We start from the raw sequence: 15550 nt of genomic DNA on the forward strand, positions 1-15550 counted from the left end.
ATTTGTGTCTGTTTTTAGATTTCCAGGTTCCCATGCCATGAATATACTATAATTTCTGATTTTTGGCTACCTTAACCCACTGTCTAAAGCCAGTGGGATTGCGGTAGCTTTATTTCAAATACTAACGTCCTTAATTCTGTTCAATAATTGATTTATAGTAGTTACCAAAGTCAGCAAGTGAATTAACAATTGGAAGCATTTTTGTTCCGAGTTCCGTTAAGCCGTATTCAACTCTCGGTGGCTGCTCATGGTAATCGTGGCGATATGCCAGCCCATCACTCATCATTTGTCTTAAACTATCTGTCAAAACCTTTTGTGAAATACCATCTATACTTCGTTGTAGCTCATTGAATCTCCATGGACGCTCTTTCAAGTTACGCAAAATCAGCAGTTTCCATTTTCCTCCGATAAGAGATACTGCTGTTGCAACTGGGCATTCCGGTAATTCTTCTTTTGCTCGCATAATTCTCACCTCCGAGTCTATTGTAACACATTCATTTTTGAGTGTACAGTTACAAAAAGGTGCGTACTTGTTTTTATATGTGTCTCACACTATACTAATACCAAGCAACCAGAAACTACAAATTAACTATGGAGGTATTATTATGGCAAATTACACAAAAACAACTATTGGAAAGGAGAACCGAATTGAGCTGCATGAAAAGTTGTCTTTAACAGGTGCAGAAATCAGTTTAAACGAACTACCTGCAGGAGCAAATGTCCCATTTGTTCATTCTCATAAAGAAAATGAAGAAATCTATGGAATTCTTTCAGGTAACGGCAACGCCATAATTGATGGAGAAGAAATTAGCCTTTCAACTGGAGACTGGCTAAAAATCGCACCTGCTGCAAAGCGTCAGTTTTTTGCATCCGATATTTCTGGAATTACTTATATCTGCATTCAGGTAAAAGAAAATTCTCTGGAACATTTTACAGCAGAGGATGCCGTAATCGGCTAATTAAAAGTATTTATTTACAAAAATGCACAGTTCACGATAAGCTAAGAACTGTGCATTTCTTTTTTGTTCAATATTACGTTTTCTCAATTTTTCAAACAAGAAGTTATCAGTGATTATCTTTTCGAAAACATCCAACTACAGCGATGCCAAATCCAAGAACACCTAGGACATATCCCCCAAAATTATTTGTTGTCACAGCAATTCCTAAAGGTATTATTGCAATCCCCAATAACTCAATCTTAATTCCTTTCATCGCAAATACCTTCGTTACAAACTGGAATTTGAAAACCATAAAATTATGAGTGATTATTGCTCTCCATAGGTTATCAATAAAATCCTCCAAAAGCCTTGAAAATAAAGGATTTATCGCAATGTGTTCGCCTTATCCTTTTATATGATTTCACACAAGTTTACTCTTTCCCTGCCTACTTATAAGGGCAAAATCAAGGGCAAGAAAATCTCATAACAAGATATAACAGAGTGTGGCAATCGGAGAACTATGACATATGTGCAAATATATTATAATGGAGGATTTTTTAATGGACAAGTATATTTATGATGAAAGCAATGGTCTTTGGTATGAATTGCAGGGGGATTATTATATTCCTTGCCTTATTTCACCAACCGAAAAAGAACACAAGCCTATCGGCTTATGGGGGCAGCGACACAAACGCTATTTACAGGAACATAAACGGGCAGTTTACATCACGTTTCTCACAAGCGGAAAATTAAACTGTTACCTTACTGATATTGACGAACAGGCAACGGAAATGATATTTCGATTGGTCGAGCAAATGGCTGACAAGGAGGGCGTGACCGAACAACTTAAAGTAGAAAAACCGATGTTGTGGGTTGGTCGAATGAATGAGATACAGACAAGAGCACGAGAAATTATATATGCCGATATTATCTATAAGTAAAAAATGTAATATATAGAATATTAAAATTGTGGCAGTCAAAAATTAAAACTTTGCCTGCCACAATTATGATTCGATGTGTTCTCTTTCATAATGACTTTGGTAATTCATTATGCTATAATAAATTTAATTTACAGTATCGCACTGCATCTACTAATTTGGAGTTCGATTAGAACAGGAAAAGATTATATTGATTGCTCTCTATGCGAGATAAAAACCGATTATACAGGGGGAAATTGAATGAGCAATATTATTCAAATCAATAATCTTAATAAAAGTTTTGGAAGTGTAAACGCTGTTCAGAATTTGAGTTTTCGTGTAAAAAAAGGAGAGTTGTTTGCCTTTCTTGGTATCAATGGGGCAGGAAAATCAACTACAATCAATATTATGTGCGGACAACTATCGAAAGACAGTGGAAGCGTTTTTATTGATAAACACGATTTAGATAAGGATATGGACTATATTAAGCGTGAACTGGGTGTAGTTTTTCAATCATCTGTCTTGGATTCTGCCCTTTCTGTTTATGATAATTTGGAAAGTCGTGCCGCTTTATATGGCATTACTGGAATGGAGTTTAAGAAACGACTTGAGGAATTGGCGAAAATATTAGATTTTGAAAACTTATTGAAACGCACCGTTGGTAAATTATCAGGAGGACAACGCCGAAGAATTGATATTGCAAGGGCTTTGTTTCATAAGCCTAAAATCCTTATTCTTGATGAGCCGACAACAGGGCTTGATCCACAGACACGCCGACTTATTTGGAATGTTATATCAAGTTTTCGCAAAGATGAAAATATGACTGTATTTTTAACTACGCACTATATGGAAGAAGCTGCGGAAGCTGATTATGTTGTAATCATTGATGATGGGAAAATATCCGCAGAGGGTACTCCGCTTGAATTAAAAAATATTTATACTGGGGATTACATCACAATTTATGATGTGGATGAAAAGGATATTAAAGCACTTGATGTGGAATATGAGCAAATCCGAAACGGTTATCGCCTTTCTGTACCGAATACAAAGGCTGCAACTGAATTGATTATTCGTAATCCGCAGTTGTTTAATGATTACGAAATAACAAAAGGAAAAATGGACGATGTTTTTCTTGCTGTTACGGGCAAAACATTGGTGGGAGGTGCAGAAAAATGAGTATGGCTTTCATTCTTATCAAAAGAAATATCAAATTGTTTTTCAAAGATAAGGGAATGTTCTTTACCTCTTTGATAACGCCTGCTATATTGCTTGTACTTTATGTGACTTTTCTTGGGAATGTGTATCGGGATAGTTTTACATCTAATTTACCTAATTCGTTAAAACTATCAGAAAGCATAATAGAGGGACTGGTAGGCGGTCAACTTATCTCATCTATTCTTGCTGTTTCGTGTGTAACGGTTGCTTTTTGTTCTAATTTTTTAATGGTGCAAGATAAAGCAAATGGTACGATAAGAGATTTAAGAATATCTCCTGTAAAGTCAGCTACACTTTCGTTGAGTTATTATGTTGCAACCTTGCTTTCAACACTTATTATTTGCTTTGCTGCAACGGGTATCTGTCTTACTTATGTAGCTATTGTCGGTTGGTATATGTCGCTCGCAGATATATTCTTTTTGTTTCTTGATATTTTACTCCTTGTTTTGTTTGGAACAGCATTATCTTCGATTATTAATTTTTTCTTATCAACACAAGGACAAATTTCAGCGGTAGGCACAATCATCAGTGCGGGATATGGTTTCATTTGTGGTGCATATATGCCTATTTCTTCATTTGGAGAAGGGCTGCAAAAAATAATCTCATTTTTGCCGGGTACTTATGGTACATCACTTATCCGAAATCATACAATGCAAGGGGCACTTGCCGAAATGCAAAATCAAGGTATTCCAACAGAGGTTATTGAAAAACTAAAAGATTCCCTTGATTGCAATCTTTATTTTTTCGGAAGTCAAGTAAATATCGGAACGATGTATATGATACTTGGAATCACTATTTTGGTATTGATTGGAATTTATATTTTGTTAAACAAATCAAAAAAATATAACTGTTAATTTTGTAGCTGCAAATGATTATGTATGCCGCCGCTATGGGTAACTCCATAACGGCGGTTTTTCAATGTCTATCGGCTATCTCTGTCAATGGATTTTTTATGCTGTCTTTGCGGCAGTTTCTGCTTGTTGCGTTCCTGTTGGTGCTAGAATATAAATAGTACAAGCCAAAATGAGAATTTGTCTATCTGACCAGTGTTATGGATTTATTTTCCAGAAAAATCATAGCCTGGACGCTTTCAGAAACACTGGAAGTATCTTGCGTGATTGATACTATAAACAAAGCCAAAGCTCGCCGAAATATCGATCAACCATTAATTATCCATTCGGATCGTGGCAGCCAATATGTTGCAAAGGAATATAAAAAAGCAACCGAAAATATGCAGCACAGTTATTCGAAGAAAGCTTTTCCGTGGGATAATGCATGCATTGAATCCTTTCATTCTATTATCAAACGTGAATGGCTCAATCACTTTAAAATTCGCGACTATAAGCAGGCATACCAGTTGATTTTTGAATATCTGGAAGCTTTCTACAATACGAAACGAATTCATAGCCATTGCAACTATATGTCGCCAAACGAATTCGAACGAGTGTATGAAAGAACGCACACTGAGGCTGAGCTTCTGGCAGGTTAAAATGGGGAGAAATTTCTCATTTTAACTTGTACTAAATCTTGACATAGGACCATATCTTTGTATTTGATAATGGTATAGGATGGAAAATTGCTTTAATTGTTATTGGATTGGGTTGGCTCATATCTGCAATTTCTGGCTTTATGAGCAATTTGAAAAAATGAAAATTGGAAGTTGGGGAGTGTAAAACAAAGTGCGTAAGCTTTGAAATTTTATTTTCTCAACTTACACACTTTATTTTACACTCCCACAGAAACCATTCTGCAGCTCTTAATCTTGTCATCCGGTTATCTTTTCGCACCTTCTATGATCTGGATCAGGTTTTTATCCAGCTGGATCGTCCTGTTCCATGGATTGATGATGACTCCTGCGATTTCCGGTACGGTCAGAGCGGATGCAAACAATTTATCGATATTTGCCAGGAAGGTGGATTTTACGCTTCCGCCGCCTTTTAATTCTTCTTCAAAGCTTGTAAATGCTGCCCACCACGCTTTTCCGTCAGCGGTCTTTATCGCCTGCACCCGGATCTGACCGTCTCCGGTCGGCGGTTCTACTGCCACGATAAACTGTCCGTTTTCCTGCATACGCCTGCGGATTACCGTCAGGGTATGTGCCAGCATTTCCTGTGTCGGTTCCTGCTGAAGTGCCGCGATGGCTTCTTCTATTTTTTCGTTTCCACACAGTCCGGCATCGACTGTTTCGTTCTGTTTTTTATTTTTATGATCTGCCATATATTCCTCTTTTCATCTGTGCCAAGCGGATATTCGCAATCCACCAATGCTTATATCAAATCAGATAGGCGATTGAATCCCGTCACTGATACAAACTTGTTACTCGCCGTCTACGGAGGCGGAAGTCATCTTACATTTGATATATTCTGCCTGCAATTCCTGCATTTTCAGACTTCTGACTTTGAAGTCATATGATACTTTTCCATGTTTTCTTTATTGCGATATTCATGTTTCTCATAATATCCGATCAGTTTTTTATCTGCATCACGAAGTGCCACCATATATACATCTTTGTTCTGTTTTTCATTATGAGATGTATATATGAGATTGTTTTCTTCGCTTTTGGCAAACCATGCAACGACTTCTTTGATTCTTTCGTTGGAATGTGCCCCGTGGCAGTCCAGAAGGCTTTTGCCAAGCAGTTCTGCTCCGCCATACTTATGATAATTGGCAGCTGCCGCCGGATTCATATAAATGATTTTGTGATCCAGGCTGCAGATCACAACAGCTGCACGATCCTGATCGATAATACTTTTAAAATATGCCCCTAATTCCATAATATCATCCTTTCTCATCCAATCTCCTGCTACGCAGATACACCAGAATCCCCACCGCATCCGCAAGGAACCATCCGATCGGAATGGATACCCAGATTCCTGTCACACCAAGCCACGAGATTTTGGAGAGGGTGTAAGACAGCAGCACTCTTGTTCCAAGGGAAATGACCGTGAGCACCACCGACATGTTCGGGCGGTTCACAGCACGGTAATAGCCATAGAGCATAAACAAAATGCCAATTCCGATATAACAGGCTCCTTCGATTCTTAAATACTGCACGCCGACTGCAATAATCTCCCTGCTCGTCTCGGAAACAAACAGCTGCATCAGCGGCTGTGCCAGAACAAAGACACCGCAGCTGATCACAATGCAGAACAGGATCACGCTGATCACTGACTGGCGGATCCCCTGACGGATACGTTCTTTCTTTCCGGCTCCGTAGTTCTGGGCTACAAAGACGGAAAATGCATTTCCGAAATCACCGACCGGCATATATGCGATCGTGTCGATCTTGACTGCCACGGCAAATGCTGCCATAACGGTCGCTCCGAAGCTGTTGACAATTCCCTGCACGACCAGAATACCGAAATTCATCACGGACTGCTGCAGACAGGTAAAACCGGAAAGTGACATGATCTGTTTTAAGTTTTCACGGTTCCATTTCATATCTTTTCTGCTGATATGGTATTCCGGATAACGCATCAGAAAATACAGCAGAATACCGACTCCGGAAACATACTGTGCGATCACGGTCGCAACGGCCGCACCTTTGATCCCCATGTGCAGAACCAGCACAAAGTATAAATCCAGAAAAATATTTAAGATCACGGAAATTCCAAGGAAAAAAAGCGGTGTGACGGAATTTCCGATTCCACGCAGTACGTTTGCAACATAATTATATAAAAAAGTGGCAAAAAATCCGATAAAGACATAAAAAAGATATTCCCGCATCGCCGCTGTCGTTTCCTGCGGCACCTGAAGCAGACGGATCATCGGATTCATCCAGATATAAATGATCCCGGTCAGGATCACCGCCAGTGAGCCGATCATAACCGCAGAAATAAAAATACCGTTTCGGATCAGATCCTGATTTTTTTTGCCATAAGCCATCGATAAAAATGCACTGCTTCCAAGACAAAGCCCGATGACGATCGATGTCAAGAAGGTCATTAACGTGTAAGACGAACCGACGGCTGCCAGTGCATTATCTCCGATATAATGACCGACCACCCAGGTATCGACCAGGTTGTAGAGCTGCTGAAGCACATTTCCAAGCATCAGCGGAACCGCAAATTTCCACAGGCTCGAGGTGATGTTTCCGACCGTTAGATCTATATTTTTTGTTTTCCTCTGTTTTCCCATTTCTTACTTTTCTTTTCTCAGCTGCCAGAATGCTACGGCACTTGCAGCTGCCACATTTAAAGAATCCACGCCATGCGACATTGGTATTTTGACGGTGTAATCGCAGTCTGCGATCGTCCGGGATGTCAGACCGTCTCCTTCTGTTCCAAGGAGGATAGCAAGCTTTTCTTCTTTCTGCAAAATCGGATCATCGATGCGGATCGAATCACCGCTTAAGGCAAGTGCCGCCATTTTAAATCCCATTTTGTGTAAAAGCTGAATCCCTCCTTCCGGCCAGGAAACGGAGTTATCCACAAAAGTCCACGGAATCTGGAAAACTGTCCCCATACTGACGCGGATCGCCCGCCGGTAAAGTGGATTGCTGCATGCCGGTGTCAGCAGAACCGCATCCATGTGCATTGCTGCCGCTGAGCGAAAAATCGCCCCGATATTCGTCGGATTGACCACTTCTTCCAGCACCGCAATGCGTTTTGCATTTTCACAGATTTCCCTCATGGACGGAAGTTTCCGGCGATGCATCGCACAGAGCATGCCACGCGTCAGTTTAAAACCGGTGATCTTTGTGAGCACATCAAATTCTGCCGTATACACCGGGATCTGCCCGCAACGTTTTATGATCTGTTTTGCTTCTCCTTCGACGTGTTTCTTTTCCACCAGAATAGAAATCGGCTCGTACCCCGCATCCAGTGCCCGCTCCACTACTTTCGGGCTTTCTGCAATAAAAATCCCGTCTTCTGGATTTGCACGATTTAAAAGCTGGATTTCTTTTATTCTTGCATATACGTCCAGTTTCGGATCTTCAAAATCCGTAATTTCTATGATATCTGACAATTTTGCGGTCTCCTTTATCAAGAATGGCTCCGATATTCTTGCTGCGGGGTGCACGTCATGGATCGCATGATATATTCTTCTGTGCACCTCTGCAATCTGCCGGAGGCTATATCAGATGGGAGTTTTCTCACATCTGATGTATCTTTTTCCTTACAAAATAAAAGCAGATCACCTGCATAATGATCGTGAACAGCCAGGAACCCGGATACGAAATAAACAGCACATACAAAGAACGATAATGCGGAAAGATTCCAAAAATCCATACCACTCGCATACCTACGGTACCGATAATCGAAAGAATCATCGGTACGGCAGAATAGCCCATGCCTCTGAGTGCTCCCGGAAACAGATCCATGATACCGCACAAAAAATACGGCACAGTCGTGATCGATAAAATTTCCATTCCGCAGCGGATAACTTTCTCTTCTTCTGTGTAGATCCGAAGAATCTCCGGTCCGAGAAGATAAGAACCGCATCCAAGCACTCCGGCAACAACAACCGTCAGGATCAGGCAGTCGATCAACACTTTATCCATACGTTTGTATTTGCCGACACCATAATTCTGGCTTGTGAAACTCATGCATGCCTGCGTGATCGAATTGACTGCCGCATAGAGAAATCCCAGTATATTATTGGCCGCCGTATAACCTGCCATGGCGGTAGAACCAAAGGAATTGACCGATGACTGCAAAAGTACGTTAGAAAAATTGATGATCATGCTCTGGATCCCTGCCGGGATTCCGACCTGAAAAATCTGCTTCAGATAAACGCCTTTGATCTGCAGTTTTGAAAAACGGAGCTGGTAGCTGCCTTCCGATTTATACAAGCACCATAATACCAGGATGCAGGAGATCAGCTGTGAGATCACCGTAGCGATCGCAACGCCTTCCACTGCCATGTGACAGTAAATAACGAGCAGCATATTCAATGCTGCGTTGATCAGTCCGGAGATGATCAGAAAAAGAAGCGGCCGCTTCGTATCTCCGATTGCTCGAAGGATCGCCGCCCCGTAGTTATAGAGCATAAAAAACGGCATGCCCATAAAATAAATCCGCATATACAGCGTAGACTGATCAATGACATCATCCGGCGTTCCCATCAATTCCAGTGCACCTCTCGCAAACAGAACACCGACAAATGCCATGATCACACCGCTGACCATCGCCAGCGTGATCGAAGTATGTACTGTTTCCGACATTTCTTTTGATTTGCCCATCGCATAAAACCTTGCCGCCAGTACATTTGCCCCAAGCGAAATACCGATAAAAAGATTGGTAAAAACATTGATCAGGGCGGTGGTTGAACCAACCGCCGCCAATGCCTGTTTCCCACTGAATCTTCCCACTACGATGATGTCCACTGCATTGAACATCAGCTGCAGAATACCGGATAACATCAGCGGGAGTGAAAACGAAATTAATTTGTCCATGATACTTCCATTGCACATATCAATTTCATATTTACTGTTTTTCAAAACAAAAACCTTCCTTCTTTACTGCTCATATTACTTTGTCATTTCTTTTTTACTGCGGACCATCTTCCTTTTGTTGTTCCGTTTACACCACGCACACGAACATAGTATTTCTTATTTTTCTTTAATCCTTTGATCGTATATTTCAGTTTTGTGGTCGTTTTGGATTTTGCTTTTTTAAATTTCTTGTTGGTCGCATACTGAATCTGATATTTCTTCGCATTTTTTACTTTTTTAAACTGAACCTGAATCTTCGTTTTAGATCTCTTTAAGCTAATCTTTGGCTTGCCGACTTTTATCGTCTGCTGCGGCTTTGTCTGAGTATTCTCTGTTTTATCTGTGTCTGAATTGTCCGGTTTTGGATCAAATCCCCAATCCCAGTCGATATCACCATCACCCCAGGAAATATTACCTCCGGTGTTTCCGCCGGTATTGCCTCCGGTATTTCCGCCGTTATTATCTCCGGTATTTCCACCATTGTTTCCGCCGGTATTCTCTTCCAGACTTCCGCCGGTTTCTTTGCTTACCTCTTCAAGGCAGTATGGATTGATCTTGATCATCACCGGTTTGCCGTTGTCTGTGACATACCATACGACGTTTCCGTCTGTATCACAGATCGGCTGACATTCTGACAGGGCAAGCGGTGCGGAATATACCTTACTTGTCCTGCTTCCGTCTGCATTCATCAGCATCATTTTTGTGGTGTAATTCTGTTTTCCGGATGCTTTTTCTTCCCACATCAGCAGGAACTGATTTTTCGTGATCTTAACCAGTTTTGGCGTGGTAACATCAACGTCTGCACCATTTGCATAGTTGGTGATCCAGGTTCTGTTTCCGGAAGGTGCCGCTTTTCTTGAACCGCTTATAAATATATTTTTCTGATCATCATTCAGTTTTTCGACACCAAGGCCTACAACTAGATAATATTCTTCTGACAGTTCCAGACCAGTCAGAGAATATCCAGTATAATTATAGCCTGTATTTCCATCGATTGTGAAAAGACTGCCGTACAGACTCGGATCTTGCAGTTTGTCACCGGTCTTGGTCATGGTAAATGCAATGCCTCTTGGATAAGCATCTCCGAGATCCACACGGTAAATGTATTCTCCGTCCGTTCTGATCAGCTGCATGAAAGAATGGCTGACATAACCTTCTCCCAGATTCATGACTCCTGTATAAGAATCCACAAGTGTCATATCTTCTTCATTGACCACAAAACTGCAGTTTGCCTGATGATGATATCCGTCGTCCGACTGATACATTTCGTGGCAGGTGTGGATATAAAGTTTGCCGTCTGCTTCTGTCATGCTGAGACCGCCAGCATCAAATGGAATGTAGGTATTGGCTCCTTTAACACTGCACTGTGCAAGGCGATTCCAGTTTTTATCATATTTCACGAAACGGAATACTTCACACTCATCCGATTCTTCTTTGTTCATCTGTCCAAAAACTGCATAATTATAATTTTCGCCAATATAGATCCCACCAAAAATCGGAAGTTCTGCCGCAACATTTTCAGAAGAAACCAGATTTAGTTTGCTGTCATAAGTCTCAACCACGATCTTATCATTGATATATTCTGCACGCTGATATCCGCCGTCTGCTGTCTGTGCCAGATAAGACTTCGTGGTACTTCCATAATAAGAAGAATAATGCGGCAGATGAATGTTGTCGGATGCTGCTCCCTCCAGGTTTACCTTTGAAAACACTTCTGCATCTTCGTACTGTGAACCATCCACCGTGATCGTGACCTGTTTTGTAACGCCTATCGTTTCTGCTGTGATCATGATGGTCGCTGTTCCTGCTTTCCAGGCATTGAGACCTCCTGTTTCATCCACACTTACTATGTTCGGATCCGAGGATTCATAAGTGTAATCCATTTTGCAGGAACCTTCTGTTGTACAGATCAGCTTGTCGCTCTCAGATACCTTCATGGACTCTGGTGCCTGCACTTCAAAAGTTGTCGGGATTTTCAGATCCAATGTTTCAAGATAAAACTGATCCTCTTCTTTTTCTACAACACGGCATATATCACCATCCACCCAGAAACTGTAGACCGGATGCTCGGTAACGATGTCCACTTTTTTCTTTCCATCTTCCATGGAGTACTGCGTGAGCGTGTTTGTATCTGTCTTGACATAAATGCTCTTTTCATCTTCACTCAAAGCACATCTGGTTCCGTAACTGCTGACATCAAAATTATTTTTGTAGGTTGATTTTCCCGCAAGTGCCACAAATTTGATCGCATCTTTGTCTGCAATATTCAGAGAAGAAACCGAAACACTGCTGTCAATTATATTGATCACCGTACTCTGCTCCGTGTGATCGTTGTAATCATAGCTGTTGGAATCCAGAATCGTAATGGCGTTCGGACTCTGGAAGGTATTGAGCACTGCCAGATATTTATCATTTAACATCTCTGCCGGTTTATTTCTCTCATAGAAATAAGACTGATACAGCATCATCAGATTTGCCTCCGGCAGATGAAGTGTATTGTCCTCACCGACATTTCCTGCCATTAAAGACGCCATGTCATGATCATATCCCCAGTATCTCCAGTTATAAGTTCCTCTGTAATAAAAATTGCCGCTGACCGTATCAAATCCGTAAAACTGTAAAATGCTTCCTTCATACGGTGCTGTTGCCAGAGATTTTCCGGTGCTGTCGTACAGGCAAAGATCATCGCTGGCATTGGCCACATAGATTCTTCCCTTTTTATCTACGCCAAGTGCATTGATAAACCCTGAGAAATTCGCGGTGCTTTTCATGCTGTCCAGCGTGATTTCTTTTGTTTCCCCTGTTTCAAAAACATATTCATACAGCGTGGCATTGCAGTCATACGTATACGTTTTCCCATTTTGTTCAATGGCATTTGCCAGCCTTTTGTTTTCTGTTTTTATATAATAGATTCCTTCGTCATTCACAAAACTGTCTTCTGCCCGTAAAATGGTCGTTTTCTGCTCATAAGAATTGCTGTCAATATCATAAAAAGAAACTTCAAATTTCTGCTGATTTGAATAAAAAGGATCACCTTTTTTTACCAGATAAAAGCCATGATCTGCTTTGCTGTACACAACCTTCTCATAACTGCTTGCCATATTGAAATATTCACTCTGAAGCTCAACTGCTTTCGTCTCCTGCTCCTGTGCATTTACGACAGCCATCTTTGCTGCACCCGCCAGACTCTGCCCCGGAACCACCAGTGCCGCTGCCATCAAAAGTACTATAATCTTTTTCATTTTTTCTCCTTTCTGCATCCATCATTCTGCATTCATTATAAGGATCCAAATCAGCCTGTCTGTATTCTGCAAGGTCGGTTGTCAAAATTCAAAAGCCTGCTTAATACTGTCATAATGCAGGAATTTTCCTTCTGCCGCAAATGCTTCGATCTGCTCTTTCGTCGCAAACATATATCCATCCGTCTCTTCTGTTTGAAGTTTCAGATCTTCATCTGAAATATCCATCACAAAACGATAGACATCCACAAAATAATTGTCCCCTTCGCCCGGGTTTTCTCTTTTATAAGTGAACAGATAACCGCCCTGGGCATTGCTTACATCAAGCCCGGTCTCTTCTTTTACTTCACGCAGAACGGCATCGTAAGAAGCTTCTCCGGCCTGTGCTGCACCTCCGGATACTTCCCACCAGCCAGGTGCCCATGCTTTTGTCATCACACGCTTTGTGATCAGAAAAGTGCCGTCTTCTCTTGCCACAACGCCAAGCACTGTCAGATGATATTCTCCGTCTTTTAAGTGCCAGTCGTTTCGTTTCATCGTGCGTCCGGTCGGTTTTTTATTTTTATCGTATATATCCCATAATTCCATTTGTTTTATCTCCTGCTGTTTTGTTGAAACATTCTTCCAGTATTCTTGCTGCAAGATGTATGCTATGCATTGCATGTTCAAGAATGCCTCTCCTGTCTCTTTTATGATAGCATTGCATCGTAAGCTTTGCAAACATAAAAAATCTCTACGGAACATTTTTTGTTCCACAGAGATTTTCTTTTTTACACTGTTTTTTATCTGCTCTTCCAGCGGATGTTCTGAGGGAAGCTCCGCACTTGCCAGCAGATGTTGAAGTTTTCTCCGATTAAGATAACATTTTACCCACACTCATGCAAGTAGCATATAAAAAGAATCTTTCAAGTTTTGTTTTTTAATTGTCAACCTTTTTGATTTTCAGGTTGACAATCTTTTTTTCTCATGTTACATTGTTACAAGAATTTTACAAGGAAGGTAACATCATGAACCCAAATTTTTATGATCAGGATGATCCGATCCTCTCCCGTGAGGATGCCATCGCCATCCTGGATACACCGGATGAAAAACTCGATGATCTGATCGCCCGTGCGGAGGGACTTCGCCGGAAATACAAAGGCAACCGTGTCAGCATTCACATTCTGACAAATGCCCGCAGCGGCAACTGTTCCCAGGATTGTGCCTACTGTGCCCAGTCCTGCCGTTCCAAAGCGGATATTGAGAAATACAAGTGGGTAGATGAGGAAAAGCTCTATCACGACAATGATTTTGTAAATGAACATCATTTATCCAGACACTGCATTGGCCTTAGCGGCATGAAATTTACCGATGCCGAGATTGAAGAGCTCGCCCGCCGCATCCGTAAAATGAAAGAACAGGGAACACACCTGTGCTGTTCTATCGGATTTCTGACGGAAAAGCAGGCGAAAATGCTCAAGGATGCCGGTCTTGACCGCATCAACCACAATCTGAACAGCAGCCGTGCGTACTATCACAACATCTGCACAACTCATACGTTTGAGCAGCGTGTGGCAAACATCCGCATGCTTCAGGGGCTGGGATTTGAAATCTGCAGCGGCGGTATCATCGGTATGGGTGAAAGCAAAGAGGACGTCGTGGATATGCTTCTGGAACTGCGTGAAATCCAGCCGGAGGCTCTGCCAATCAATTTTCTGCTGCCGATCAAAGGCACACCGCTTGGGGATGCAGATATTTCCGGTCTGACAACGGAATATTGCATGAAAGTCCTCTGCCTTGCAAGACTGCTCGTACCGAAGTCCGACATCCGCTGTGCTGCCGGCAGAGAAGTCTACTTCAAAGGAGAGGAAAAGAAACTGCTCAGTGTCGTGGATTCTATCTTTGCTTCCGGATATCTTACTGCCGGCGGTCAGGGCATCCAGGATACCATCAAAACGATCACCGATGCCGGATTTACTTATGAAATTGAATCTGCATGATTTTTCGTACTTTACATCCGATATGAAGTGACCTGACTCTGTCTGATACAGCCTCCGGCGAATTGCAGAGATATTCGTCAAGCGGATATTCGCAATCCGCTTTGCTACTTGCTCATAACCAAATAACTGCTCCGCAGTTTATCAGAAGGAGCTTACACTCCTCCTGATACAAGCAAGTCCCCACCCACTGCTTATTGCTTTTCGCAATTGAAGCAGGGGACTTACTTGATTTGGTTAAATCGTGAAATCATGGAAATATATTACAAGGAGAACTTTTCAAATGAACGTTACAAAAACTGCTGCCTCGCAGCACAGTAAAACTTACGAAATGACCGTCACCGCACTGATGACAGCTGTGACCTGTATTTTAGCTCCGCTGTCCATTCCGATCGGTCCGGTTCCGATTTCTTTCACAAACCTTGCTATTTATCTTTCTTTATATCTGCTCGGATGGAAACGCGGCACGATCAGTTATCTGGTCTATCTGTTGATCGGTCTGGTCGGCGTTCCGGTATTCTCCGGGTTCACAGGCGGAATCGGCAAGCTTGCCGGTCCTACCGGTGGCTACATCATCGGTTTCATCGCCATGGCAGTGATCGCCGGACTGGTGATCGACAAATGCCATAATCGCTGGCTCCAGCTACTCGGCATGATCGTCGGAACGGCTGTATGCTACGCTTTCGGAACTGCCTGGTTCTGTATCAGTGCCAGCTACACCGTTGGTGCCGCACTGACGGTATGTGTGATTCCTTTTATCCCGGCTGACCTGATCAAAATGGTTATTGCCATGCTCCTCGGACCGGAGATTAAAAAAAGAATCCGCTAA

Annotated in this window: 16 protein-coding genes; 7 read left to right on the top strand and 9 right to left on the bottom strand. The window is 42.0% G+C overall.

Features of this window, described 5'->3' with window-relative positions; all coding sequences use genetic code 11:
* Nucleotides 1–130 precede the first annotated feature (130 nt).
* Nucleotides 131–463, bottom strand: coding sequence for a helix-turn-helix domain-containing protein (locus tag GPK60_RS06535; protein ID WP_008373705.1), 333 nt, complete (start codon nucleotides 461–463; stop codon nucleotides 131–133).
* A 142-nt stretch (nucleotides 464–605) separates the two neighbouring features.
* Between GPK60_RS06535 and GPK60_RS06540 the strand changes: the two genes are divergently transcribed.
* The gene (locus GPK60_RS06540) at nucleotides 606–959 is read left to right on the top strand and encodes a cupin domain-containing protein (RefSeq protein WP_215659103.1); all 354 of its coding nucleotides are present in this window, start codon (nucleotides 606–608) and stop codon (nucleotides 957–959) included.
* 106 nt (nucleotides 960–1065) lie between these two features.
* Here GPK60_RS06540 and GPK60_RS06545 read toward each other — a convergent pair whose 3' ends face one another.
* Nucleotides 1066–1212, bottom strand: a complete 147-nt coding sequence (locus GPK60_RS06545) for a hypothetical protein (protein WP_173867110.1) — start codon at nucleotides 1210–1212, stop codon at nucleotides 1066–1068.
* A 286-nt stretch (nucleotides 1213–1498) separates the two neighbouring features.
* On the opposite strand from GPK60_RS06545, the gene GPK60_RS06550 reads away from it, so the two are divergent.
* The 4 genes from GPK60_RS06550 to GPK60_RS06565 all read left to right on the top strand — a co-directional run bounded on the left by GPK60_RS06550 (nucleotide 1499) and on the right by GPK60_RS06565 (nucleotide 4559).
* A complete protein-coding gene (locus GPK60_RS06550) occupies nucleotides 1499–1879 on the top strand; it encodes a TnpV protein (RefSeq protein WP_215659104.1) in 381 nt (126 codons plus the stop codon).
* 237 nt (nucleotides 1880–2116) lie between these two features.
* Nucleotides 2117–3031 carry an ABC transporter ATP-binding protein gene (locus tag GPK60_RS06555; protein WP_070088321.1) on the top strand — a complete coding sequence of 305 codons (915 nt, stop codon included), beginning with the start codon at nucleotides 2117–2119 and terminating at the stop codon, nucleotides 3029–3031.
* Nucleotides 3028–3924, top strand: coding sequence for an ABC transporter permease (locus GPK60_RS06560; protein ID WP_075530917.1), 897 nt, complete (start codon nucleotides 3028–3030; stop codon nucleotides 3922–3924). The genes GPK60_RS06555 and GPK60_RS06560 overlap by 4 nt, the downstream gene beginning before the upstream one ends.
* A 185-nt stretch (nucleotides 3925–4109) precedes the next feature.
* Nucleotides 4110–4559 carry a DDE-type integrase/transposase/recombinase gene (locus tag GPK60_RS06565; protein WP_276572161.1) on the top strand — a complete coding sequence of 150 codons (450 nt, stop codon included), beginning with the start codon at nucleotides 4110–4112 and terminating at the stop codon, nucleotides 4557–4559.
* A gap of 284 nt (nucleotides 4560–4843) precedes the next feature.
* Here GPK60_RS06565 and GPK60_RS06570 read toward each other — a convergent pair whose 3' ends face one another.
* From GPK60_RS06570 to GPK60_RS06600, 7 genes are all read right to left on the bottom strand, one after another.
* Nucleotides 4844–5287: an SseB family protein gene (locus GPK60_RS06570; RefSeq protein WP_022118535.1), complete on the bottom strand. Its 444-nt coding sequence runs from the start codon at nucleotides 5285–5287 to the stop codon at nucleotides 4844–4846.
* Nucleotides 5288–5454: 167 nt separating this feature from the next.
* Nucleotides 5455–5862: a PAS domain-containing protein gene (locus GPK60_RS06575; protein WP_022118534.1), complete on the bottom strand. Its 408-nt coding sequence runs from the start codon at nucleotides 5860–5862 to the stop codon at nucleotides 5455–5457.
* On the bottom strand, nucleotides 5849–7207 hold the full coding sequence (locus GPK60_RS06580) for an MATE family efflux transporter (RefSeq protein WP_215659105.1): 1359 nt from the start codon (nucleotides 7205–7207) through the stop codon (nucleotides 5849–5851). The genes GPK60_RS06575 and GPK60_RS06580 overlap by 14 nt, the downstream gene beginning before the upstream one ends.
* Before the next feature lie 3 nt (nucleotides 7208–7210).
* Nucleotides 7211–8038, bottom strand: a complete 828-nt coding sequence (locus GPK60_RS06585; RefSeq protein ID WP_173896284.1) for an RNA methyltransferase — start codon at nucleotides 8036–8038, stop codon at nucleotides 7211–7213.
* 127 nt (nucleotides 8039–8165) lie between these two features.
* On the bottom strand, nucleotides 8166–9512 hold the full coding sequence (locus GPK60_RS06590; protein WP_215659106.1) for an MATE family efflux transporter: 1347 nt from the start codon (nucleotides 9510–9512) through the stop codon (nucleotides 8166–8168).
* A gap of 38 nt (nucleotides 9513–9550) precedes the next feature.
* Nucleotides 9551–12748: a fibronectin type III domain-containing protein gene (locus GPK60_RS06595; RefSeq protein ID WP_215659107.1), complete on the bottom strand. Its 3198-nt coding sequence runs from the start codon at nucleotides 12746–12748 to the stop codon at nucleotides 9551–9553.
* An 81-nt stretch (nucleotides 12749–12829) separates the two neighbouring features.
* Nucleotides 12830–13333, bottom strand: a complete 504-nt coding sequence (locus GPK60_RS06600; protein WP_022118468.1) for an NUDIX domain-containing protein — start codon at nucleotides 13331–13333, stop codon at nucleotides 12830–12832.
* A 419-nt stretch (nucleotides 13334–13752) separates the two neighbouring features.
* On the opposite strand from GPK60_RS06600, the gene bioB reads away from it, so the two are divergent.
* Both bioB and GPK60_RS06610 read left to right on the top strand, forming a co-directional pair.
* Nucleotides 13753–14724, top strand: coding sequence for a biotin synthase BioB (gene bioB / locus GPK60_RS06605; protein WP_022118470.1), 972 nt, complete (start codon nucleotides 13753–13755; stop codon nucleotides 14722–14724).
* 280 nt (nucleotides 14725–15004) lie between these two features.
* Nucleotides 15005–15550, top strand: coding sequence for a biotin transporter BioY (locus GPK60_RS06610; protein WP_022118471.1), 546 nt, complete (start codon nucleotides 15005–15007; stop codon nucleotides 15548–15550).

It is taken from the genome of Ruminococcus sp. MCC718 (assembly GCF_018783905.1).
GTDB classification, from domain to species: Bacteria; Bacillota; Clostridia; order Lachnospirales; family Lachnospiraceae; genus Hominisplanchenecus; species Hominisplanchenecus faecis.